Here is a 23,715-nt window from a genome sequence, read left to right as displayed (position 1 = left end):
AACTGTCAGACCCCGCGGTTAGACTGGGTGGTTCGCCAGTGTTCGCCGCCTCGAAATAGGTTGTGGCGCAGCGAAATAAGTTGATTCGAACACTTGTGCGAACGGTGATCTTGTTCTAATGTTGAGGCATGGATATCGGGGGAATCCGCACAGCGTTGGCTGTGGTTGCGCAGGGGTCACCACCTGAAGCTGATGCCGTCTTGGCTGAGCAGGTGGTGGCGTTGATAAAGGTTCGTCATCTTGTTGATCACGTGTTGTCGCTGTGGGCGGGGGCGCTCGATCGGCGTGGTGTGGCCAAGCGGCTCGGATCGGCGTCCACTGCTGCTCTGTTGATGAGCGGGGGACTTGCGCCGGGGTGTTCCCACCGCACGGTGCGGGTAGGCCGTGCCTTGGCGTTGTTACCGCGGGTCGAGGATCATGCTCGCGACGGTGACTTCTCCGGCGAGCAGGTCGACGCGATCGTGCGGGGCATAGCGCATGTCGAGCGAGCTGTGCCCGAATTGCCGGACGCAGCCCGCGACGCCTGTGTGAACCGCCTGCTGGGGCAGGCGTGGTCGGGTGCCACACCCACTGAGATCGGTGAACGGGCTCGCGGTGATGCGTGCGCGCTCGCGCCAACAACAGGTGCGGTGCCGGTGTCGGAAAACGCTGCGCTGAACGGCTTCACGGTCACTCCCGGTGGTGACGGGCGGGTGCGCGGAAAGTTCGACGTCGACGCAATTCTCGGGGAGAAATTGTTGACCGGGCTGGATCCACTGACCAGGCCGATGCCGGCCGACGATGGCACGCCTGACCCACGCTCGACCGAACAACGAATGGCCGAAGGCCTCGAGCGCTTGATCGACGCCTACTTGCAGGCCGAAGACCGGCCGACGGTGGGTGGGGTGCGCCCGCATCTGACGATGACCGTTGATGCGCGTGAGCTGGCCGAGGAAGGGGCGGCACTGCCGGGGTCAGGGGCGTCGACGGATGAGTACGCGCAGTTCCTTGATGACCGGGGTTATACGAGCGCGTTCCACCTGCAGTGGATGGGTCCGATCAGCGGTGAAGCCGCACGGTTTCTGGCCTGCGATGCCACGTTGACGTCGATGATCCTCAACGGTGAACGTGTACCTCTCGACGTCGGTCGAGAACATCGCACGGTCACCCCGGCGATACGGAAAGCGTTGTTGGCGCGCGATTGTGGATGCGCGTTCCCAGGATGTGGTCGCCCTGCGGGATGGACCGATGCCCATCACTTCGAGCACTGGTCCAAAGGCGGCAAGACCAGCCTGAGCAACACCGTCCTGTTGTGTCGGCACCACCACCGAATGATCCACCACCAGGGGTGGGCAGTCGCGATAGGAGGCGATGGGCATCCGTGGTTCACGCCACCGAAGAGTGTCGATCGACGACAGAAACCGATACCGGCCCACCGACGGTCGCGGATCGTCCTGCCCGCCGCCGCCTAGAACTCGAGATCTCGAACTGCAGACCATGTAACCGATCGACCAGCTCCTTGACAACTACACAGTGTGAGGCCGACTCAGTCCCAGTCTCTGGGGCGTCAGTTCCTCAGTGCGGGGAGTACGTTCTCGCCGATGAGGTGCACGCTGTCCCAGGAGGGTTGCTCAGGCATCCCGCCGCACAGGGGGTGACTTGTCACCAGGCGTACTTCGCGACTACGGCATTTCTCGACCAGGTCGTCCGGGGTGCAGACCAGATAGCCCGTGCCGCTACGAAGTTCGTCCACGGTGGTGGAGCTGTCTCGAACATGCGAGGCGTGATCGCCGTGCCATGCCTCGTACGCCTGGGCGTCGGCGAGAAGGTACGAGCCGTAGTGGTGCCAGAACCGGTCCGGGTCTTCGGTGCAGAACACCGTCGACGGCCCTGGCGGCGGCATCATCACAAAACCCGGTTCGCGGCCGTGCGCACGGCATTCCGACTCGTACAGGTCGCGCAACGCGGTGTCGGCGACTTGGGGTTGGAAGCCGAGGTCGAGTCGGGCGGCGCGCAGAGCAGCAGCCCTGGAGCCGCCGCCGTAGAACAGCATCGGGTGGGGCTTGGACAACGGGGCCGGAGTCACCTGCACTGTCCGTCCTTCGAACTCGAACGGTTCTCCACTCCACGCGGCCCGGAGAACGCCGATCAGTCGTTCGATATCGGCGCCCCGACTGCCCCACGGCCGACCGAGTTGGGCGTACTCGTGGGGCAGGTACCCGAGACCGAGCGTGTACGACACCCGACCTCCGCTGAGGTGGTCTAGGACCGCGATCTCCTCGGCCAACCGCAGCGGGTCGTACAGATTCGCGACAAGCGCGGACACTGTGATCGCGATTCGAGACGTTCGCGCGGCGAACGCCGACGCCACCAGCATCGGACTCGGGAGGTAGCCGTCGGGCGAACCGTGGTGCTCCGACAACATCAGGGCGTCCTGGCCGTGGGTGTCGAGGTACTCCGCCTGCTCCACCGACCGCGCGAACAGTTCGCCGCGGGCGGCGGGGGTGGCGCCGGGAGCGCGGAAGTCGAATCGAGTCGCGAAGAATGTCACCGGACAGCTCAGTCCGCTGCCCGCGTCGCCTTCTTGTGCTTCTTGATGACCTCGCCGAACATCATGTTGAGCCGGGTACCTTGCGGCCAGCCGATGTAATAGCAGAGGAACAAAGCGATTTCGAGTAGCTGATCGCCATCGAGTTCGCCGTTCCCGAGTGCGGCGCCGGCCTGGATCTCGGCGACATCGGTCTGCCCGGTTGCGGCCAGCGCGCCCAGCAGCAGCAGTCTCCGATCCCGCACGGTGAGCCCCTCACGGGTCCACACCTCGGCGAACAGCTGATCGGCGGTGTGCGCGAAGAAGTCGCCAGGGCCGTCCTGCATGTCCCATCCGTACACCTTGGACATCATGTCCAGGCCCCGTTGACGTCGCTCTGACGTGCCCTCAGTAGTCATTGTTTTGCCTTTCCCACACCCAAGCCGTCAGCGAAACGATCCAAAGAGATATGCCCGAGCGGCAGATCGACTCCGAGTTCGGCGCCGAGCTGCAAGGCGAGTGCGAGGTCCTTCTCGCCGAGATCCCGCACGTGCGTGAAGATTCCGTACCAGAAGTCGTCGGGATCGATGGGCGCCGTGGTGTCCCGCAGCATGATCGCACCCGGCCCACCCGTTATCGCATCGGTGTGCCGGACCACCTTGCCTAGCTTGGCGATGTCGATGCCCGCCGCCTCCGCCAGCCGCGCCGCCTCGGTGGTCGCGGTGAAAGCGATGAAGTGAAGCAGATTGCGGGCCAACTTCATCCGGGTACCGGCACCCACCGGTCCGGCGTGCACCATCATGTCCGAGACCGAGGCGTACGGCTCTTTCAGCTGTAGATACGCCGACCGCTCACCGCCGACCATGATGGCGAGCTTGCCTTGTTGCGCTCCGGGGGCGCCCCCGGAGACCGGTGCATCCACCAGCTCCACGCGCGACTTCGCGCACACCGCGGCGAGATCGATCGCGGTCTGCGGACCGATCGTGGAGTGGATCGCGATGACCGTGCCGGGCGCCGCGGTCTGCAGGATGCCGTCGGGGCCGGAGACCACCGACTTGACCTGCTCGTCGTTGAGGACGGTGATGCCGATGACCCCTGCGGTCTTGGCGACCTCGGCAGGCGAATCAGCCAGCGTGGCTCCGGCTTCGACCAGCTTCTCGGCCGCCTCGGGCCGGGTGTCGCAGACAACCAGGCCGCCGGGCCAGGCGAGTAGGCGCTCGGCCATGGGGGCACCCATGTTGCCCAGGCCGATGAAGCCGACTGCTTTCTGATCTGTCATGACCGGATGATCTGTCCGCCATCGACATTGAAGATCTGACCGGTGATCCAGCCGGCTTCGTCCGACAGCAGGAACAGGAGCATGCCGACCAGATCGTCGGGTGTGCCCATGCGAGACAGCGGCAGCTTGCTGACCATGTCCTTGACCATGCTGCCCGGCGTCGTCGACTTGGTCGCCTCGGTGTCGATGGGCCCCGGTGCGATCGCGTTGACGCGGATGCCGGAACCGCCGAGTTCGGTGGCGAGCTGCTGGGTCAGGCCGTTCACTCCCACCTTGGCCAAGCCGTAGAAGCCGCTGTACAGCCATGCCGCGGTGGAAGACTGGTTGACGATCGCGCTACCGGGCTTCATGTGACCGTAGACGGCACGGGTCACATTGAGGGCGCCGTCGAGGTTCACGCTCATGAACTTCTTGTAGTAATCCCAGGGGACGGTGATGAGGAAGTCGAGCTTCATCCCGCCGTAGATCGCGGCGTTGTTCACGAGATAGTCGATCTGTCCGTAGGCGTCGAGGGTGGCGGTGGCCAGGGCCTGCGCCGACTCGGGATCGGAGACGTCGGTGTTGACGTAGAGCCCACCGAGGTCGGTGGCGACCTGCTTGCCGGCCTCGTCGTTGAGGTCGGCGACCACAACGTTGGCGCCCTCGGCGGCCAGACGGCGTGCATAGATTTCGCCGATACCACCGGCGGCGCCGGTGACGATGGCGGTTTTGCCTTCAAATCGGTTGTTGCTCATACATGCTCCTTATGCTGGTGCCGCGATGGCTTTGAGTTCCAAATATTCTTCGAATCCGGCAACGCCCATCTCGCGCCCGATGCCGGATTGCTTGTAGCCGCCGAACGGCACGTCGGCGCCGTACCAGATACCACCGTTGATGCTCATCGTCCCGGTGCGGACAGCGTCGACAACGTGCTGGATGCGTTCGGGGTCGGTGCCCCACACAGCACCGGACAGGCCGTAGGGGGAATCGTTGGCGATGTTGATCGCGTCGTCGTCGCCGTCGTGGGGGATGATCACGAGCACGGGGCCGAAGATCTCTTCTTGCGCAACACGTGCGGAGTTCTCCACCCCCGAGATCAGGGTGGGCTCGATGTAGTAGCCCTTCTCTTTGTCCGCGGGCCTGCCGCCACCGATCTCGATGGTGCCGCCCTCCTCGCGCGCCAGCTTCAAATAGCCCTCGACGCGGTCTCGCTGCGTCGCGGAGATGACCGGACCACAGATGGTTCCGGCATCGGTGGGATCTCCCGCAGGTAGTCCCGCCATCGAATCACGGGTCAGCGCAATGGCTTCGTCGTACTTGTCGCGGGGAACCAGCAGTCGCGTGGTCAACGCGCAACCCTGGCCCGCATGGGTGACCACGGAGAAGCCGGCCATGGAGCAGGCCGATGCGAGGTCGGCGTCGTCGAGCACGATGAACGCCGACTTGCCGCCGAGTTCGAGGAAGACGCGCTTGAGGCTGTCGGCAGCTGCCGCCATCACCTTCTTGCCGGTCGCCGTGGAGCCGGTGAACGAGACGATGTCGACGCGGGGATCGCTCGAAAGTACCGCTCCCACAGAGTGATCGCTCGAGGTGACAATGTTGATCACACCGGCCGGGATGTCGGTTTCCTCGGCGATGACCTTGCCGACCAGCGCCGCGCACCAAGGGGTGTCGGGGGCGGGCTTGAGGACCACCGTGCAACCGGCGGCCAGCGCGGGGCCGATCTTCGCGAAGTTGATCTGGTGCGGGAAGTTCCACGGCGTGATGGCGCCGACCACACCGGCGGCCTCACGCTGCACCCGCCGCTGGGTCTTGATACCCATCGGTTTGGCCCGACCGAGGTCGCTTTCCCATTCGTAGCTCTCGGCGAGGTCGGCCAACCAGCCCAGATCGTTGATCGGGCCCTCGAGTTGGGGGCCTGAGGTCAGAAAGTGGGGGGCACCCACCTCGGCGATGGTGATCTCGCGGAGCTCTTCTATGTGGCCCTGCAAGGCGTCGCGGAGTTGGCGCAGGCACTTGGCCCGGAAGGCGTGGTCGTGGCGCCAGGTGGTGGTGTCGAATGCCGTGCGCGCGGCGGCGATGGCGGCCTCCATGTCGGCAACGGTGCCGTCGGCGGCCTGCCCGATCACCTCCTCGGTGGCCGGGTTGATGATGTCGAAAGTGCCACCGGAACCGGGTACGAGCTTCCCGTCGATGAGCAGCTCAGAGCTGGTTTCTGGCTTCAGCGCCATTGCTGGTCGCCTCCTTCTGGACACGTGTCTGGACTCGAGTATGAACCTAGTGTAATGTCAGCGTCCATGTCCAGTCCGGTTTCTTTCGAATCCACTCGCCGGCGGCTGACGACCGCTCAGGCGGAGACCGTCAACCGGCTGACCGCCGCGGCGGTGGAGGTGTTGCGGGAAGTCGGATACGACGCCTTGACCGTGCGATCTGTGGCCAAGCGCGCAGGCGTCGCACCGGCCACGGCCTACACGTACTTCAGTTCCAAGGGGCATGTGGTGGCCGAGCTCTTCTGGCGCCGGCTGGCCGAGGGAATCGCCGACCCCGACCCCTCGTTGCCCAGAACCGAACGGGTTGTCACCCAATTGCGTTCGGTGGCATTGGCTGTCGAGGACGACACCCATCTGGCCCGTGCGGTGACCGCATCGCTTCTGGGTTCGGATCCGGATGTCGAGCACCTCCGGTTGCGCATCGGTGTACTGATCCGGCAACGACTGGCCACCGCCCTCGGCGGCGACCCCGAGGCCCCTGAGAACGAGGCGCTGCTCGAGGCGCTCGAAATGCTGTACTCCGGCGCGCTCGTGCGTGCCGGCATGGGATACGAAACCTATTCCGCCATCGCCGACCGGCTCGACGCGGCGGCACGACTACTGCTGGAGAACCGATGACCACAGGTATGCAGACCCGGGTCCCGTTCGACCCCTACGACTACAACTTCCACGAAGACCCCTATCCCACGTATGCCCGCCTGCGCGCCGAGGCGCCGGTCTACCACAATGCGGACATGGACTTCTGGGCGTTCGCCAAGCACGAGGACGTACGCAACGGATTCCGCGACGCAGTCCGGTTGTCCAACAGCTGGGGTGTGTCGATGGACCCGGCCGCCTACGGCCCCGATGCACACAAGTCGATGTCGTTCCTTGCCCTGGACGACCCGAAGCACATGCGCATCCGCAAACTGGTCTCCAAGGGCTTCACGCCCAAGCGGGTCGCGGAGCTGGGTGACCGGATCGCCGAACTGACCCAACAACACTGGAGTCGCTGCCTGGAGATGGGGGAGTTCGACTACGTCACCGAGTTCGCCGGTCTGCTGCCCATGGATGTGGTGTCGGAGTTGCTCGACGTGCCGGTGGCCGACCGCGCCCATCTGCGTACCCAGTCCGACCTGCTGATCCACCGCGAAGAGGGCGTCTTCGATGTTCCCGAGGCCGCGGTGCTCGCCTACTTCGAGCTGACCCGCTACTACACCGAGCTGCTCGTCGAGCGCCGCAAGAAGCCGGGTACCGACCTGGTGTCCGCACTCCTCGACGCCGAGGTCCTCGACGACGAGACGGGTGAGAAGACCAGGCTCACCGAGGACGAGATCATCGGGTTCATGATCCTGATGATCGTCGCAGGCAACGAGACGACCACCAAATTGCTTGCCAATGCGGTGTATTGGGGATGGCGGTTCCCCGATCAGCTCGCGATACCGATGGCCGATCCCGAGGCCGTGCCCCAGTGGACCGAAGAGACCCTGCGGTACGACAACTCCACCCAGATCGTCGTCCGCCGGGTCATGGAGGACGTCGAGTACGGCGGCTACACGATCCCCGCCGGTCAGCGTGTGCTCTTGCTCCTGGGCTCGGCGAACCGCGACGAGGACGTGTTCGAGAACCCCGACAACTACGACATCACCAGGGACAGCTCGCAGGCTCTGACCAGCTTCGGCCTCGGCACGCACTTCTGCCTCGGCGCACACCTCGCGCGGCTGGAAGCCAATGTCGCACTGGGACAGATCGTCAAGTCGATCGACCAGATCGACATCGACATCGAGAACGCCGCCCGGGTGCACTCGGTCAACGTCCGCGGGTTCGCAGCCCTGCCCATGAAAGTGAAGGTGCGCTGATGCCACGGTTCCCCGGACACCCAGAACGCAGGCCGGTGGTCGTCGCCGGTGCCTCGTCCGGCATCGGCGCAGCGACGGCCGTCATGCTCGGTGCGGCCGGCTATCCGGTGGCACTGGGCGCCCGGCGGGTGCAGAAGTCACAGGAGTTCGCCGACCAGATCAACGAAGCGGGTGGCGAGGCGATCGCCCTGCCGCTCGACATCACCGATGCCGACTCGATCGACGAGTTCGTCACCAAGGCCGAAGCCCAGCTCGGTCCCATCGAGGTGGCAGTGTCCGGTGCCGGCGACCTGGAACCGGGACGCTCGTTCGAGGTGTCCACCGACGACTTCGCCGCGCAGGTGAACATCCACCTGTTCGGCGCACAACGTCTGTATCGCAGGCTGATCCCCGAGATGATCGGTCGCCAGCGTGGTGATTTTGTGTTCATCAGCTCCGATGTGGTGGTGTCGCCGCGTCCGCAGATGGGCGCCTACGTGGCCGCGAAGTGCGGTGTCGAAGGACTCGCCGAGGTCGCCAGGATGGAGCTCGAGGGCACCGGTGTGCGCGCCAGCCTCGTCCGTCCTGGCCAGGTGATGACCGGCATGGGGATGAACTTCTCGCCCGAGGTCGCCGAATCGGTGCTCAACGACTGGATTCCGTGGGGCCTGGCCCGGCACGGCAACTTCCTCAAGCCCGTCCATCTGGCCACCGCGGTCACAACCATCGTTTCAATGCCTCGGGGTGCACACATGCGCCTGGTCGAGGTCGAGGCCGAAGCCCCGGTCGCTCGTACTGAAGGAGACAGCAAATGACACTGACCAAGCCCAAGCGCGTATCCGGTGGCGACGGTGAGCACGGCCATCTCGACGAGTTGTCCACCGATCCCATCGGCCTGTTCAAGAGGGTCCGTAAAGAATGCGGCGACGTCGGGATCTTCCAGCTCGCCGACCGCGAGGTCGCGCTGGTCTCGGGCGCCGCGGCCAACGAGGCCTTCTTCCGTGCATCGGAAGAGGACCTGGACCAGGCGGCGGCCTACCCCTTCATGACTCCGATCTTCGGTGAGGGTGTGGTGTTCGACGCCAGCCCCGAGCGGCGTTCGGAGATGCTCCACAACCAGGCGCTCAAGGGCGCTCACATGAAGAACCACGCCGTGACCATCCCACTCGAGGTCGAGCGCATGATCGCCGATTGGGGTGATTCGGGTGAGATCGATCTGCTTGAGTTCTTCGCGGAGTTGACCATCTACACGTCGTCGACCTGCTTGGTGGGCAAGAAGTTCCGCGAACAGCTCGACGGCAGGTTCGCGCATCTCTACCACGATCTGGAAAAGGGCACCGACCCGATCGCGTACGTGGACGCCCATGCCGACATCGAGAGTTTCCGCAAGCGTGACGCCGCCCGCGAGGGACTGGTCGCGCTGGTCCAAGAGATCATGGACACCCGCATCGCCGAGCCGGACGAGAGCGACGACAAGGACCTGCTCGACGTCCTGGTCTCCATCCGCGACGAGGAGGGTAACCTCCGTTTCACCGCGGACACCATCACCGGGATCTTCATCTCGATGATGTTCGCCGGACACCACACCACATCCGGCACCGCCGCCTGGACGCTGATCGAACTGCTGCGCCACCCCGACTACATGAAGCAGGTCACCGACGAGCTCGACGAGATCTACTCCGGTGGTGCCGAATACAGCTTCGGTGCGATGCGTCAGATCCCCAAGCTGGAGTCGGCGCTCAAAGAAGCCCTGCGGTTGCACCCTCCGCTGATCGTGTTGATGCGCGTGGTCCAGAACGAGTTCATCGTCGAGGACTTCGAGATCACCGCCGGCCAGACCATCGCCGCGTCGCCTGCCATCTCGAACCGGTTGCCGGAAGACTTCCCGAACCCGGACAGCTTCGACCCGGACCGCTACCTCGAACCCCGTCAAGAAGATCTCGCCAACCGGTGGACGTGGATTCCCTTCGGTGCGGGCAGGCACCGTTGCGTCGGCGCGCAGTTCGCCATCATGCAGCTCAAGGCGATCTTCTCCGTGCTGCTGCAGAACTATGAGTTCGAGATGAGCCAGCCGTCCGAGTCGTACAAGAACGATCACTCGAAAATGGTTGTGCAGCTGGCCCAGCCGTGCAAGGTGAAGTACCGCAAGCGCGCTCGCTGAAGACGGGAGCAGCCGATGAGAATCGAAGTCGACCTGGATCTGTGCCAGGGACACGCAATGTGCGAGATGGAAGCGCCGGAGATCTTCGAAGCTGAACGCGAATCGGTGAATCTCCTTGACCCGCAACCGGATGATAGCCATTTGGAGGACGTCAAGCGCGCTGTGCGTTACTGTCCCACTCAGGCCCTCAAGATCATTGAAGAATGAAAGTTGGTTATTTCCATGGCATTTGATCGCGCTGAGCTCGACGAGATGGTCGAGCGGTGGCTGCAGGGGAACGTCGACTGCGAGAAAGCCGGCGACTGGCGTCCCCTTGCGGAGTTCTACACCGAAGACGCCACATACGGCTGGAATTATGGCGCCAAGCATGACTTCATGGCGGTCGGTCGAGATGAGATCCGTGACTACGCGATCGGCTACGAGATGGACGGTCTCGACGGGTGGACCTACCCCTACCAGACGTGGGTGATCGATGAGAAGACCGGCGACATGCTCGGACTGTGGAAGCAGATCTTCGAGGCCACCCGCCCGGATGGTTCGCACTATGGGCTGGAAGGGATTCAGGGCAGCTGGTTCAAGTACGCCGGCGATTTCAAGTGGGGCTGGCAGCGGGACTTCTTCGACTACGGCAACGTCACCGCGCTGTTCATGGAGATGATGACCGACGGCGTGATGAGCAAGGGAATGCAGGGCCGCATCGACCGGGTCATCAACGCCAAGGAGTTGCTGCCAGGGTGGTACCCCCTCGGCAAGACTCCAGTACCGATGTGGTGACCGGCAGATGTCATACGCGGACCTGAGTCGCGCCCAGCTGGCCAAGCTGGTGCCAGAACTACTGCTGTCCGGCCAATTGATCGACCGGTCCGGAATGGCGCACTGCATAGCCGCTTTCGGCCGCGAGACCATGGCGCAGATCGCGATCGAGGAATGGATGGCCGCGAGCCCGGTCTACACCGGACGGATGCGAACTGCTCTGCAGATCGACGGTGACGGCGTGGCAGACATGTTCAAATGCCTGCAGCTCGACATCGGCGCACCACCGCAGTTCATGGACTTCCGCTACACGATCTTCGACAAGTATCACGGCGAGTTCGTCCTCAACCACTGCGGCGCGTTGATGGACGTGGAGCCGATGGGCGACGACTACGTGACCTCGATGTGCCACGACATCGAAGACCCCACCTTCGACGCTACCGCGATCGCCACCAACCGGCGGGCACGGATTCGCCCGATCCACCGGCCACCTCGCCGCCCGGCGGATCAGCACCCGCACTGCGCGTGGACGGTCACCATCGAGCCGGACCGCGAAGAGCTGCCGCTGCCTCCCGAATCCATCGAGATGTCGAAAACACAGGCTGCGAAGATCGAACTGTCGCCGATCGACCCGGAAAGCGAAGGCCACGGCGACTACATCGGGCCGGTCTGGGAAGACCTGCGTTTCGAGGACTGGTCCCACTCGGCCCTGGTACGTATCGCCGAAGAGGTTGCACTGCAACACCATCTGCTGGCGTTGGGCTTCCTGATGTCGGTGCGGGGCAAGACCGACGAAGACAAGGCAGCCGAGATCTTCCGCAAGCAGTTGACGGGAATATCCGGTCTGACGGCCGATCGGTTGCGTAAATGCCTTGGCCTCGGACAGGGCGCCGAGGATCTGGCCGCGGTACTGCGGGTACATCCGATCCTCGGTCCTGATCAGTACGCGGGCACCGAGGTGTCTGTGCACGGCACGGGGCAGTCCGCCATCGTCCGGCTGCGTATCCCCGCCGATTCCAGTGCGGTCGCCGACGGCGGCTGGCTGGCACACATCGATCCAGACCATCTCGAGCCGGTCCTGGCGATGGCCACCGGTGTCGATCTCACCTGGTCAGCGGTGACCGGTTACCGCGACGGTGGCGACGTTGTGGTCGAGATCGCACATGCCGAAGCCATCAAGGAACTCGGCGAGGTCGCGATCGCGCGATTCAGCGGCGGATCGACCTTCGAGTTCGCCGATCGAGGTATCCCGCTGTCGATCACGCCGGTCAACACGGGCGCCTGACCTCCGTGGCCGAACAGCATCTCTCCGGCAAGTGCGTGGTGATCGCCGGTTCGAGCCGGGGAATCGGTCGCGCCGTGGCCGAACGTCTCGTCGCCGAGGGTGCATCGGTGGTGATAAACGGACGCGACGGTGACGTGGCGTCCCGCGCGGCCGCCGATATGAGGGACCGCGGCGGTGTCGCTGTGGCGGTTGCGGGTTCAGCGGCCGACGACGGCGTCGCCGAAGCGCTGATCGCGGCATCGATCGACGGGTTCGGCCGTTTGGATGCGGTGATCAACTGCGCCGGGATCGCCGAACCCGAACAGTCGTCGATCCTCACCATGTCGACTGCCGACTTCCGCGCGCAGCTCGACGCCCACCTGCTGAGCACCTTCGAGTTGGCTCGGGTCGCCGCGCCGGTCCTGTCCCGGCAGGGTCACGGGTCGATCGTGGCCACGGGCTCGGCGGCTGCGGCCGGCAACTTCGGTGGCACCGGATATCCGGCGGCCAAAGGCGGCGTCAATGGTCTGGCGCTGGCGCTGGCCGCGGACCTGAAGCCGCACGGCGTCCGGGTCAACGTCATCTGTCCCGGTGGGAGAACCCGATTGTCGACCGGCGCCGGCTACGAAGCGCACATCAAGGGTCTCTTCGAGCGCGGACTGCTCGACGAGTTCACCCGTGACGCCGCGCTCGATCCGGCACCGCCGGATTACGTGGCCCCGCTGTACGCCTACCTGGTGAGTGATCTGGCGTCCGAGGTGACCGGCCAGATATTCAGTGCAGCAGGAGGATTCATCGGCCGATACCCGGCGTTCGAGCCCGCTTTCGTGGCGTATCGCGGACACCAGGACGAACCGCCCTACACACTGCCGGAGTTACATCGACTCGTTCCCGACTGATCTGCGTGGGCAACGGTCGTGATAGGCAGTGGACATGACCGAATCGTCTGGGCCGCTGACCTCGCTCGCCATCGAGTACTCGAAAACCGACGCGGGTGTTCGTTCTTTTAGCCAGTACGTGGGGACCGGATTGCTGGATCACCGGGGTGATGCCGGACTGACCTCGGTCGCCACACTCGCCGAGATCGTGGGCGGTTCCGAGTTCTATCATTCGCAGCCCCCGGGATCGGCAACAGTACAGGCGAGGCTCGCGCTGTCGATGCCGGTACCCGTGACCGTCGGCACCTCCGTGCAGGGGTTCGGTCGAGTGGTCGGGATGACGGGTGGACACGGGGTGACGTCGGCCGAACTGGTCGACGACGGTGGCCACGTGGTCTGTTTGGCGATCGGGCGAGGGATCGTCGTCAGCAGACCGACCGGCGAGGTACCCGAGGGAGAGGCCGGCCACGCCGCGGGGTCTGCCCGCCGTCTTCATGAGGCGCCCGCACCCCCACCTCTCGACGACGCGCTCACCGGTGTCGACATACTTCGTGGTCTGGCAGAGGGAAGCATCGGGCACGGACCCGTGCAGCGGATGTTCGGCATCCGGGTGGCCGCGGTGGGCGACAAGAACATCACCGTCGCCGTCACGCCGACCCCCGGGATGGCCAATCGGATGGGCACCATGCACGGCGGCGTGGTGGTGGCCGCGATGACGGAGGCGTGCTCGCTCGGCGCCGAGTTGCCGGCCGCCGCGCGAGTCCGTTTCCGGATCGTCGACATCACGCTCAGCTACTTCCGATCGCCCGCGATAGAAGGGGGTGAGCTGGTCATCTCGGTCCAGCTGATCAAGGCAGGCCGCCGGATCGTCTCGCTGCTGGCCACCATGGTGGGCGCCGACGGAACTGTCCTCGCCGAGGCCACGGCCGATGCCGCAGTGGTATCACCGGGCTAAAACAAGCAGCAGTGCTTGCTTTAGCTCCCGGGTCGTGTGATGCTGGCCCGGTGAGCATCGTGGCCGAGTTGGTGGCAGACCTGTCCGCCGAGATCGACGTCGTCGACAGCATGGTTGCAGATCTACCCGAATCCGGTTGGTTCGCAAGAACTCCCGCTGTCGGGTGGAGGGTCATCGACCAGGTGGCACACCTGTCGTGGACCGACGAGCAGGCGCGCGTCGCGGCCACCGACGCCGCAGCGTTCGACGACATCCTCAAGACGGCATGGGAGAAACCCGCCACGTTCGTCGATGACGGGGCTCGTGAAGAGGCGGCGAAGCCGCCCGCACAACTCCTTGCCGAGTGGCGTACGCGCCGACGTGCTCTGATGGACGCGCTCTTGTCCCACCCTCCCGGCGAGAAGCTGCCGTGGTTCGGGCCGCCCATGTCGGCGGCATCGATGGCCACGGCCCGGCTCATGGAGGTGTGGGCTCACGGCCTCGACATCGCCGATGCGCTGGGAATCTCCAACGAGCCGACCGCTCGACTGAAGTCGATTGCACATCTGGGGGTCAGAACCCGTGATTTTGCGTACCAGGTGAACCAGATCATTCCTCCCGCCGAGGAATTCCGGTATGAACTCGCGGCTCCCGACGGTTCGGTGTGGACGTGGGGGCCAGAGGGCGCTGCGCAGAAGGTGTCCGGTTCGGCACTCGACTTCTGCCTCTTGGTGACCCAACGCCGGAACCCGGCGGATGTCGACATCCGCACCGAGGGTGACGATGCGGCCCAGTGGGTGACCATCGCGCAGTGCTTCGCGGGTCCTCCTGGAGGCGGCCGATGAGCGCGGTACGCATCGGCAACGCGTCAGGTTTCTACGGCGACCGCTTCGCCGCGATGCAGGAGATGCTGACGGGCGGTGATCTCGACTACCTGACCGGCGACTACCTTGCCGAGCTGACCATGCTCATCCTCGGACGTGACCGACTCAAGGACTCCACGCTCGGATACGCGAAAACCTTTCTGCGACAGATGGAGACAAATCTCGGCACGGCGATGGATCGCGGTGTCAAGATCGTCAGCAACGCGGGCGGGGTGAACCCGGCGGGCCTGGCCGAGGCGTTGACCCGGCTGGCCGGCGAACTCGGCCTCTCACCGTCCATCGCCTACATCGACGGCGACGACCTCACCGCGAGTGCCGCCGATCTCGGGCTGGGAACGCCACTGACAGCAAACGCGTACCTCGGTGGCTTCGGCATCGCCGCCGCGCTGCAGGCCGGCGCCGACATCGTGGTGACCGGTCGCGTCACCGACGCGTCACTGGCCGTGGGTCCCGCCATCGCCCACTTCGGTTGGGAGCCCGACCATCTCGATCAGATTGCCGGTGCCATGGTCGCCGGCCACATCATCGAATGCGGCACCCAGGCAACCGGCGGCAACTATGCGTTCTTCACCGAGATCGCAGACCTGCGTCACCCGGGATTCCCGATCGCCGAGGTCGAGGCCGACGGGTCGTCGGTGATCACCAAACATGCCGGAACGGGCGGGGCGGTCACGGTCGGAACCGTCACAGCTCAGTTGCTGTACGAGGTAGGCGGGCCGCGCTACCTCGGGCCTGATGCAACCACTCGTCTCGACACGATCGAGCTCGAGGATCTCGGCGACGACCGCGTGCGGGTGACCGGTGTGCGAGGTGAGGCACCACCGGACACGCTGAAGGTGTCGCTGAACCATCTGGCCGGATTCCGTAACGAGATCACCATGATCCTCACGGGTCTGGACATCGAGGCGAAGGCCGAACTGGTGCGGGCGCAGTTCGAGTCCGATTTGCATCGCGCACCGGCCGACCTCACCTGGACCCTCACCCGCCTCGATCAAACCGACGCACCGACGCAACAACAGGCGAGTGCAGTGCTCCAGTGCGTCGCCAAGGACACTGACCCGAAGGTCGTCGGGCGCCAGTTCTCCTCGGCTGCGGTCGAATTGGCGCTGGCCAGCTATCCGGGCTTCACGATGACCGCCCCGCCGGGGGCAGGCTCGCCCTTTGCGGTGTTCGAGCCCGGATATGTACCGGCACACAGCGTTCCTCACCGTGTGCATCTCGCGGACGGAACGACGCTCGACATCGATGCCAGCCCGGTGGCGACGTCGGCTCCGGCTGCCGACACATTGTCGCCGGACGAGCCGGCCGATCCCGCCCGCTGGGGCCTCACCCGACGGGCTCCGCTCGGCGACATCGCCGGCGCGCGCAGTGGGGACAAGGGCGGAAGCGCCAATGTCGGTGTGTGGGTGCGCAACCCGGACCATTTCGAGTGGCTGGTGGCAACCCTCACGACCGATCGGTTCACAGCCCTGATCCCCGAAGCCGCCGGACTGACGGTCCATCGCCACGTCTTTCCGAACCTGCTGGCGATCAACTTCGTGATCGAGGGCATCCTCGGTCGCGGTGTCGCGGACAACGTCCGGTTCGACCCTCAGGCCAAAGGCCTGGGGGAATGGCTGAGATCACGACACATCGACATCCCCATCGAATTCGGAGAGCTGACGTGAGAACACTCGAGACCCCAGCGTGGAGAACTGACGAGCGGGCGCAATTGCGCAGTACCGTCAGGGCTTTCGCGCAGCGACACATCTTGCCGCACCAGGACGAGTGGGAGCGCCTCGGCGAGCTGCCGCTGGACCTGCACAAGCAGGCCGCGGAGGTGGGGCTCCTCGGATTGGGCTTTCCCGAAGAAGTCGGCGGCTCGGGTGGAGACCTGATCGACGCCACGATTTTGGGCGAGGAACTGCACTATGCGGGGGTGTCCGGTGGGGTGTTCTCGTCGCTGCTCACCTGCGGGATCGCGCTACCGCATCTGATCGCGGCACGAGATGCCGAGCAGATCGAGAAGTGGGTCCGGCCCACGTTGGCCGGAGAGAAGATCGGCAGTCTCGCGATCACCGAACCCGGCGGTGGCAGCGATGTCGGCCACCTGACCACCGCTGCGGTTCGCGACGGTGATCACTACATTGTCAACGGCGCCAAGACCTACATCACCTCAGGTGTACGTGCGGACTTCGTCGTCACCGCGGTACGCACCGGCGGGCCGGGTGCAGGTGGCGTCTCCCTGCTGGTGGTCGAGCGCGGCACCCCGGGCTTCACGGTCACCCGCAAGCTCGACAAGATGGGTTGGCGCGCATCGGATACCGCTGAGCTGTCGTACGTGGACGTCCGCGTACCCGTCACCAACCTCGTCGGTGCGGAGAACTCCGGGTTCGTGCAGATCGCGCAAGCCTTTGTCACCGAACGGGTCGGCCTGGCCGTGCAGGCCTACGCGAGCGCCCAACGGTGTCTCGACCTCACCCTGGAGTGGATCCGCGAGCGGCACACCTTCGGCAAGCCGCTGATCGCCCGGCAGTCGGTGCAGGCAACGGTCACCGAGATGGCCCGCAAGATCGACGTGGTCCGCACCTACACCCACGCCATCGTGGACGCCGCGGCCGCCGGCGAGACCGATCTGATCGCCGAGGTCTGTTTCGCGAAGAACAGCGCGGTCGAGGCCGGGGAGTGGGTGGCCGACAAGGCAGTTCAGCTGTTCGGTGGGGCGGGGTACATGACCGGCACCGAGGTCGAACGCCAGTATCGCGACATGCGAATCATCGGCATCGGCGGCGGAACAACCGAAATCCTCACCGGCCTGGCCGGAAAACGATTGGGGTACCACCCGTGAGCGCGCCCGAGATCGACGACGCCACCACTTCGATGCTCGGCAAGATCGCCGAGATCGAGGAACTGTTCGCTCAGGCTGCGGCCGGTGGCGGCGAGAAGAAGGTGGCCCGCCACCGCGAACGCGGCAAGCTGCTGGCCCGCGAACGCATCGAGTTGCTGGTGGATGAGGACAGTCCGTTCCTGGAACTGTCGCCCATCGCCGCGTACGGATCCGACTTCCCTGTGGGGGCCTCGATCGTCACCGGCATCGGTGTGATCGAAGGGGTCGAATGTGTACTCGTGGCCAACGACCCGACCGTGCGTGGCGGTACCTCCAATCCCTGGACACTCCGTAAGGGCCTGCGCGCCAATCAGATCGCTCTGGAGAACCGTCTTCCACTGATCAATCTCGTGGAATCCGGGGGAGCGGACCTGCCCACGCAGAAGGAGGTGTTCATCCCCGGAGGCGCGATGTTCCGGGACCTCACCAGGCTGTCTGCGGCCGGGATACCTACGCTGTCACTGGTTTTCGGCAACTCCACCGCCGGTGGCGCCTACCTGCCGGGCATGTCCGACCACACCGTGATGATCGAAGGCCAGTCCAAGGTGTTCCTCGGCGGGCCGCCGCTGGTGAAGATGGCCACCGGTGAGGTCAGCGACGACGAGTCCCTCGGTGGTGCCCAGATGCACGCGCGTACGTCCGGGCTCGCCGACTATTACGCCACCGACGAACGCGACGCCATCCGGATCGGCCGCCGGATCGTGGCCCGGCTCAACTGGCGTAAGCGCGGCCCCGGCCCGGTCGCAGCGAGTATCGAACCGCGCCATCCCGAATCGGATCTGCTCGGGATCGTGCCGGGAGACCTGAGGATTCCGTTCGATCCTCGCGACGTCATCACCCGCATCGTCGACGACAGCGTGTTCGACGAGTTCAAACCCGAGTACGGATCGTCGCTGTGCACGGGATGGGCGCGCATCCACGGCTATCCGATCGGGATCCTGGCGAACGCCCAGGGGGTGCTGTTCAGCGCCGAGGCGCAGAAGGCCACCCAGTTCATCCAACTCGCGAACCGCTCGGACACCCCTTTGCTGTTCTTGCACAACACCACCGGATACATGGTGGGTCAAGAATACGAGCGGGGCGGCATCATCAAACACGGCTCGATGATGATCAATGCGGTATCGAACTCCACCGTCCCGCACATCTCGCTGCTGATCGGCGCGAGCTACGGAGCAGGCCACTACGGCATGTGCGGACGGGCGTACAACCCCCGCTTCCTGTTCAGCTGGCCCAGCGCGAAGTCGGCGGTGATGGGGGCAGCCCAACTGGCCGGAGTGATCTCGATGGTGTCGCGCGCCGCGACCGAGGCCAGGGGCGGAACGGTCGACGAAGAGGCCGACGCCGGGATGCGCGCGATGATCGAAGCCCAGATCGAGAAGGAGTCGATGCCGGCGTTCCTCTCGGGAATGCTGTACGACGACGGCATCATCGACCCTCGGGACAGCCGTACGGTTCTCGGGCTCTGCCTCTCGGCGATCGACAACGGGCCGGTGCAAGGCACCAGCAACTTCGGCGTCTTCCGGATGTGATGGGAAACATGCAAACAGTACTGGTGGCCAACCGCGGCGAGATCGCGCGCCGGGTCTTCGCCACATGCCGCCGTCTCGGATTCGGCACCGTCGCGGTGTACTCGGACCCCGACGCCACTGCTCCTCACGTCCGTGAGGCAGATGTGGCAGTCCGATTGCCGGGCAACACCTCTGCCGATACTTATCTCAAGATCGATGCGGTGATCGCTGCCGCGCGTGCCGCCGGTGCCGATGCGGTGCACCCGGGCTACGGCTTCCTGTCCGAGAACGCCGCCTTCGCCCGAGCGGTGATCGAGGCCGGGCTCACCTGGATCGGCCCCGATCCATCGGCGATCGATGCCATGGGTTCGAAGGTGAACGCCAAGGCGATCATGGCCGACGCCGGTGTGCCGGTGTTGAGCAACCTGGATCCGGATGCCATTGCCGCCGAAGATCTCCCGGTCCTGATCAAGGCATCGGCCGGCGGTGGTGGCCGGGGTATGCGCATCGTTCGCGACCTCGCCGACCTGGCCGCAGAGGTGGCAGCTGCAGCTCGTGAAGCGCAATCGGCGTTCGGTGACGCGACGGTGTTCTGCGAACCGTACATCGAGCGCGGCCACCACATCGAGGTGCAGGTGCTGGGCGACGCAGCAGGAAACGTGTGGGCGGTGGGCGAGCGGGAGTGCTCGATACAGCGGCGCCATCAGAAGATCATCGAGGAGGCGCCGTCACCGCTCGTGGAGCGAATCGGCGCCGCATTGCGCCGCGAACTCTTCGATGCCGCGGTGGCCGCTGCATCGGCCATCGGTTACACCGGAGCCGGGACCGTCGAGTTCCTCGCCGACGACAACGGACGGTTCTTCTTCTTGGAGATGAACACCCGGCTGCAGGTCGAACACCCCGTCACAGAGGAGACCAGTGGGCTCGACCTGGTCGCGTGGCAACTGCACATCGCCGAGGGCGCACATCTGCCACCCGAAGCTCCGAAGCCGCAGGGTCACTCGATCGAGGTTCGCCTGTATGCCGAGGATCCCGGCGCCGACTGGCAACCCCAGTCCGGCAGGGTCGATCACGTCCACATCGCGGGCGATGCGGCCTTCCGCCGGCTGGGAGCACCCGGTGTGCGAGTGGACTCGGGCATCGAGGACGGAAGCGAGATCTCGGTCTTCTACGACCCGATGCTCGCGAAGGTGATCAGCTGGGCACCGGACCGACGCACCGCGATCAACATCCTGGCAGGGGCGCTCGAGTCGGCGGAACTCCACGGTCCACGCACCAACCGCGACATGCTGGTGGCGATGCTGCGCCGCAACGAGTTCCGTGATGGCGACACCACCACCAAGTTCATCGACGAGATCGGTCTCGACGTCCTGTCGGCCCCTCTGGCCGGTGAGGAGCGACGACGCGAGGCCATCATCGCCGCCGCACTCGCCGACGCCGCCGACAACCGTAGCCGTGCGGGCGTGGATGGGGGACTGCCGTCGGGCTGGCGCAACCTGCCGTCGGCCAGCCAGACGAAGAACTACACGTTCGGTGAGAACACCGACGAGACGACGGTGCGATACCGGGTGACACGTGACGGTGTGGTGCTGCCGGACGACCCAGCGGTGACTGTGAAGACGATGCACAGCAACGCAGTGACCCTCACCGTCGCCGGCGTGGACCGCACCTTCCGGGTACGTCGACGCGACGACGCGCGCTGGGTCGATTTCTCAGGTGGGTCGGTGACGCTGAGCAGGGCACCGCGATTCGTTGATCCCGCCGAGATGAGTGCCCCCGGATCGCTGCTCGCCCCGATGCCGGGGTCGATCATCAGGATCGCTGTCGTGGAAGGTCAGACCGTCACGAAGGGCGAGCCGCTGCTGTGGCTCGAGGCGATGAAGATGGAGCACACCATCTCGGCCTCCGCAGACGGAATCGTGGAGAAACTGCCCATCGGGGCAGGACAACAGGTGGCCGTGGGCGAAGTGCTCGCCGTCATCTCAGAACATCGGCCGAACGAGATCGAGGGAGAGTCAGCATGAGCTTTGTGGAAACAGATGAGCAGAAGGCGTTACGCAGTTCGGTGGCCGGTCTCGGCGGCCGTTTCGGCCACGAGTACTTCCTCGATTGCGCCCGCAGTGGCCGCAAGACGGACGAATTATGGTCTGAGGCAGGAAAGCTGGGCTTCATCGGTGTCAACCTGCCCGAGGAGTACGGCGGCGGCGGCGCGGGAATGTACGAGCTGTCGATCGTGATGGAAGAACTGGCGGCCATCGGTAGCGGACTGCTGATGATGGTGGTCTCCCCGGCGATCTGCGGAAACGTCATCGCGCGCTTCGGCACCGAAGACCAGAAGAAGCAGTGGCTGCCCGGACTCGCCGACGGGTCGATCACCATGGCTTTCGGTATCACCGAACCTGATGCGGGGTCCAACTCGCACAACATCACCACCACTGCGCGGCGCGACGGTGGCGACTGGCTGCTCTCGGGACGCAAGATCTACGTGTCCGGCGTGGACCAGGCCCAGGCCGTGCTGATCGTGGCCCGCACCGAGGACGCAAAGACCGGCCGGCTCAAGCCCGCGCTGTTCATCCTGCCCACCGACGCACCGGGTTTCGAGTTCAATCAGATCGAGATGGACCTGATCAATCCCGAGAAGCAGTTCCTGCTGTTCCTCGACGACGTGCGCCTGCCGTCGACCGCACTGGTCGGTTCCGAGGATGCGGCGCTGAGCCAACTGTTCGCCGGTCTCAACCCCGAGCGCATCATGGCAGCGGCGTCAGCTGTCGGGATGGGACGCTTCGCTCTCGGCCGAGCGGTGGAATACGTCAACGAGCGGACCGTGTGGAAGACGCCCATCGGCGCACACCAGGCCATCGCACATCCGCTGGCGGTCGGCAAGATCGAGATGGAGCTGGCCAAACTGATGATGCAGAAGGCCGCAACGCTGTACGACGCCGGGGACGACTGGGGTGCGGCCGAACCGGCGAACATGGCCAAGTATGCGGCGGCCGAGGCATGCGTCAAGATCGTCGACTCCGCCGTACAGTCGCTCGGCGGCAACGGTCTGTCCACCGAGTACGGGCTCGCGCCGCTGCTCAACCTGTGCCGGATCGCCCGCGTGGCGCCCGTCAGCCGCGAGATGATCCTGAACTTCGTGGCGCAGAACAGTCTCGGCCTACCCAAGTCGTACTGAGAGCGGAACCCGAGAACCGATATGGACAACATCGTCGGATATGCCGCCGAGGCGGGAATCGCGACCATCACACTGGATTCGCAAGGAAACCGCAATGCGATCTCAGGCGCGCTGGTCGAGCAGCTGACCGCACGACTGGACGCTGCCCGCGACGACCAGGCGGTGCGAGCGGTGGTGTTGACTCACACCGGCGGGACATTTTGTGCAGGAGCCGATCTCAGTGAGGCGGGCCGAACCGGGCCAGAGGTGATGATCGATCTCATGCGGTCGATCATCGAGTTGCCCAAGCCGGTGATCGGTCGGATCGATGGCCACGTACGAGCAGGCGGGTTCGGGTTCGTCGGGGCCTGCGATCTGGTGGCGGCGGGCCCGGCGAGCACCTTCGCGCTGACCGAAGCGAGAATCGGCGTTGCGCCATCGATGATCTCGCTCACGGTGCTCCCCAGACTCACGTCGCGGGCGGCCGGCCGATACTTCCTCACCGGTGAGAAGTTCGACGCTCAGGTGGCCGAGGAGATCGGGCTGATCACCACCGCGGCGGCGGACTCCGAAGCGCTGGCCGGCATCGTGGCGAACTGGTGCGCCGATCTGCGCAAGGGTTCCCCGCAGGGTCTCGCCGCGAGCAAGCGGCTGACCACAACGGCGATTCTGCGTGAATTCGACCGCGACGCAGCACGATTGGCGAGCGAATCGGCAGCCCTGTTCGGTTCGGATGAGGCCAGGGCGGGAATGCTCGCATTCCTGAACAAGCAACCGCCTCCGTGGGTGGCCGAGCACCCATGACGCGCGGCCCGGTACGAACTCCCCAGCAGGACCGCAGTCGGGCGACGCGGCAACGCCTGCTCGACGCGACCATCGACGTGCTTGCCGTCGATGGCTGGGCGGCGTGCAGCGTGGGTGTGGTTGCCGGCCGCGCGGGCGTGTCCCGCGGTGCGGCGCAACACCATTTCCCGACCCGCGAGGACCTCATCACCGCTGCTCTCGAGCATGTCTTCGAGAACCTGACGATGCGTGCCACCGACGAGGCCGAGCGACTCCCACCTGGAGCCGGACGGATCGAGGTCGCCGTCGCCACGGCCGTCGAGTTCTACACCGGTCAAGAGTTCAAGGCGGCGTTACAGGTGTGGTGCGCAGCAGCATCCGACGAATCGCTGCGCCGGTTGATCCTGCCGCTCGAGGGCCGGTTCGGAGCCGCGGCCCATTCGATGACGGTGCACATGCTGGGGGTCGACGATTCGGACCCCAAGGTCCATCGGCTGGTGCAGGCGACCCTGGACTTTGCGCGTGGGCTCGGATTGGCCGATACGTTGTCCGACGACTCCGCGCGCCGCAGGCAGGTCGTCGGGGCGTGGGCGGAGCAACTGCAGGCGTCTCTGCGCTGATGTGTGCAACCAGGAGGTTGCATATCCCTGCCGAAATGTGCAATCCTTGGGTTGCA

At 65.2% G+C, this 23,715-nt stretch carries 23 protein-coding genes; 18 read left to right on the top strand and 5 right to left on the bottom strand.

The window, feature by feature from the left end; all coding sequences use genetic code 11:
• Positions 1-128: 128 nt before the first annotated feature.
• A complete protein-coding gene (locus WIMU1_RS17145; protein WP_062798980.1) occupies positions 129-1,451 on the top strand; it encodes an HNH endonuclease signature motif containing protein in 1,323 nt (440 codons plus the stop codon).
• A 95-nt stretch (positions 1,452-1,546) separates the two neighbouring features.
• On the opposite strand, the gene WIMU1_RS17140 is transcribed toward WIMU1_RS17145, so the two are convergent.
• The 5 genes from WIMU1_RS17140 to WIMU1_RS17120 are packed head-to-tail and all read right to left on the bottom strand — an operon-like array spanning position 1,547 to position 5,995.
• On the bottom strand, positions 1,547-2,530 hold the full coding sequence (locus WIMU1_RS17140) for an LLM class flavin-dependent oxidoreductase (protein WP_062798978.1): 984 nt from the start codon (positions 2,528-2,530) through the stop codon (positions 1,547-1,549).
• A gap of 8 nt (positions 2,531-2,538) precedes the next feature.
• Positions 2,539-2,925 (bottom strand): carboxymuconolactone decarboxylase family protein, encoded by a 387-nt coding sequence (locus WIMU1_RS17135; RefSeq protein WP_030165011.1) that lies wholly within the window; start codon positions 2,923-2,925, stop codon positions 2,539-2,541.
• Positions 2,922-3,785, bottom strand: a complete 864-nt coding sequence (locus tag WIMU1_RS17130) for an NAD(P)-dependent oxidoreductase (RefSeq protein WP_030165008.1) — start codon at positions 3,783-3,785, stop codon at positions 2,922-2,924. The genes WIMU1_RS17135 and WIMU1_RS17130 overlap by 4 nt, the downstream gene beginning before the upstream one ends.
• Positions 3,782-4,519 (bottom strand): SDR family oxidoreductase, encoded by a 738-nt coding sequence (locus tag WIMU1_RS17125; protein WP_030165005.1) that lies wholly within the window; start codon positions 4,517-4,519, stop codon positions 3,782-3,784. The genes WIMU1_RS17130 and WIMU1_RS17125 overlap by 4 nt, the downstream gene beginning before the upstream one ends.
• Positions 4,520-4,528: 9 nt before the next feature.
• The gene (locus WIMU1_RS17120) at positions 4,529-5,995 is read right to left on the bottom strand and encodes an aldehyde dehydrogenase (protein WP_062798977.1); all 1,467 of its coding nucleotides are present in this window, start codon (positions 5,993-5,995) and stop codon (positions 4,529-4,531) included.
• Positions 5,996-6,061: 66 nt separating this feature from the next.
• Between WIMU1_RS17120 and WIMU1_RS17115 the strand changes: the two genes are divergently transcribed.
• Genes WIMU1_RS17115 through WIMU1_RS17035 form a run of 17 tightly spaced genes read left to right on the top strand, consistent with a single transcriptional unit; the run spans position 6,062 to position 23,659 of the window.
• A complete protein-coding gene (locus WIMU1_RS17115; RefSeq protein WP_030165000.1) occupies positions 6,062-6,652 on the top strand; it encodes a TetR/AcrR family transcriptional regulator in 591 nt (196 codons plus the stop codon).
• On the top strand, positions 6,649-7,872 hold the full coding sequence (locus WIMU1_RS17110; protein ID WP_023956189.1) for a cytochrome P450: 1,224 nt from the start codon (positions 6,649-6,651) through the stop codon (positions 7,870-7,872). Before WIMU1_RS17115 ends, WIMU1_RS17110 begins: the two co-directional genes overlap by 4 nt.
• Positions 7,872-8,666 (top strand): SDR family oxidoreductase, encoded by a 795-nt coding sequence (locus WIMU1_RS17105; RefSeq protein WP_062798975.1) that lies wholly within the window; start codon positions 7,872-7,874, stop codon positions 8,664-8,666. Before WIMU1_RS17110 ends, WIMU1_RS17105 begins: the two co-directional genes overlap by 1 nt.
• On the top strand, positions 8,663-10,012 hold the full coding sequence (gene cyp51 / locus WIMU1_RS17100) for a lanosterol 14-alpha demethylase (protein ID WP_062798973.1): 1,350 nt from the start codon (positions 8,663-8,665) through the stop codon (positions 10,010-10,012). Before WIMU1_RS17105 ends, cyp51 begins: the two co-directional genes overlap by 4 nt.
• 15 nt (positions 10,013-10,027) lie before the next feature.
• Positions 10,028-10,219 carry a ferredoxin gene (locus tag WIMU1_RS17095; RefSeq protein ID WP_023956183.1) on the top strand — a complete coding sequence of 64 codons (192 nt, stop codon included), beginning with the start codon at positions 10,028-10,030 and terminating at the stop codon, positions 10,217-10,219.
• A 15-nt stretch (positions 10,220-10,234) separates the two neighbouring features.
• Positions 10,235-10,786, top strand: coding sequence for a hypothetical protein (locus WIMU1_RS17090; protein ID WP_062798971.1), 552 nt, complete (start codon positions 10,235-10,237; stop codon positions 10,784-10,786).
• A gap of 7 nt (positions 10,787-10,793) precedes the next feature.
• Entirely contained in the window at positions 10,794-12,050 is a 1,257-nt protein-coding gene (locus WIMU1_RS17085) for a hypothetical protein (RefSeq protein ID WP_062798969.1), read from the top strand.
• Positions 12,051-12,055: 5 nt separating this feature from the next.
• Positions 12,056-12,928 carry an SDR family NAD(P)-dependent oxidoreductase gene (locus WIMU1_RS17080; protein WP_084248338.1) on the top strand — a complete coding sequence of 291 codons (873 nt, stop codon included), beginning with the start codon at positions 12,056-12,058 and terminating at the stop codon, positions 12,926-12,928.
• A gap of 34 nt (positions 12,929-12,962) precedes the next feature.
• Positions 12,963-13,862 (top strand): PaaI family thioesterase, encoded by a 900-nt coding sequence (locus WIMU1_RS17075; RefSeq protein WP_147431368.1) that lies wholly within the window; start codon positions 12,963-12,965, stop codon positions 13,860-13,862.
• 59 nt (positions 13,863-13,921) lie between these two features.
• Complete coding sequence (locus WIMU1_RS17070) at positions 13,922-14,686, top strand: TIGR03084 family metal-binding protein (protein ID WP_062798962.1); 765 nt, start codon at positions 13,922-13,924, stop codon at positions 14,684-14,686.
• Positions 14,683-16,392, top strand: a complete 1,710-nt coding sequence (locus WIMU1_RS17065) for an acyclic terpene utilization AtuA family protein (RefSeq protein ID WP_062798961.1) — start codon at positions 14,683-14,685, stop codon at positions 16,390-16,392. Before WIMU1_RS17070 ends, WIMU1_RS17065 begins: the two co-directional genes overlap by 4 nt.
• The gene (locus WIMU1_RS17060; RefSeq protein ID WP_245968941.1) at positions 16,389-17,552 is read left to right on the top strand and encodes an acyl-CoA dehydrogenase family protein; all 1,164 of its coding nucleotides are present in this window, start codon (positions 16,389-16,391) and stop codon (positions 17,550-17,552) included. Before WIMU1_RS17065 ends, WIMU1_RS17060 begins: the two co-directional genes overlap by 4 nt.
• 32 nt (positions 17,553-17,584) lie before the next feature.
• Complete coding sequence (locus WIMU1_RS17055) at positions 17,585-19,120, top strand: acyl-CoA carboxylase subunit beta (RefSeq protein WP_243404681.1); 1,536 nt, start codon at positions 17,585-17,587, stop codon at positions 19,118-19,120.
• A gap of 8 nt (positions 19,121-19,128) precedes the next feature.
• The gene (locus tag WIMU1_RS17050; protein WP_245968943.1) at positions 19,129-21,123 is read left to right on the top strand and encodes an ATP-binding protein; all 1,995 of its coding nucleotides are present in this window, start codon (positions 19,129-19,131) and stop codon (positions 21,121-21,123) included.
• Positions 21,120-22,277 (top strand): acyl-CoA dehydrogenase family protein, encoded by a 1,158-nt coding sequence (locus tag WIMU1_RS17045; protein WP_023956165.1) that lies wholly within the window; start codon positions 21,120-21,122, stop codon positions 22,275-22,277. The genes WIMU1_RS17050 and WIMU1_RS17045 overlap by 4 nt, the downstream gene beginning before the upstream one ends.
• A 21-nt stretch (positions 22,278-22,298) precedes the next feature.
• Positions 22,299-23,060, top strand: coding sequence for an enoyl-CoA hydratase family protein (locus tag WIMU1_RS17040; protein ID WP_062798956.1), 762 nt, complete (start codon positions 22,299-22,301; stop codon positions 23,058-23,060).
• On the top strand, positions 23,057-23,659 hold the full coding sequence (locus tag WIMU1_RS17035) for a TetR/AcrR family transcriptional regulator (protein WP_023956161.1): 603 nt from the start codon (positions 23,057-23,059) through the stop codon (positions 23,657-23,659). Before WIMU1_RS17040 ends, WIMU1_RS17035 begins: the two co-directional genes overlap by 4 nt.
• Positions 23,660-23,715: the final 56 nt, after the last annotated feature.

It is taken from the genome of Williamsia muralis NBRC 105860 (assembly GCF_001598915.1).
In the GTDB taxonomy this organism is placed as follows: domain Bacteria; phylum Actinomycetota; class Actinomycetes; order Mycobacteriales; family Mycobacteriaceae; genus Williamsia; species Williamsia muralis.
The sequence above is the reverse complement of the archived record's forward strand: the minus strand, read 5'-3'. Positions and strand labels throughout refer to the sequence as shown.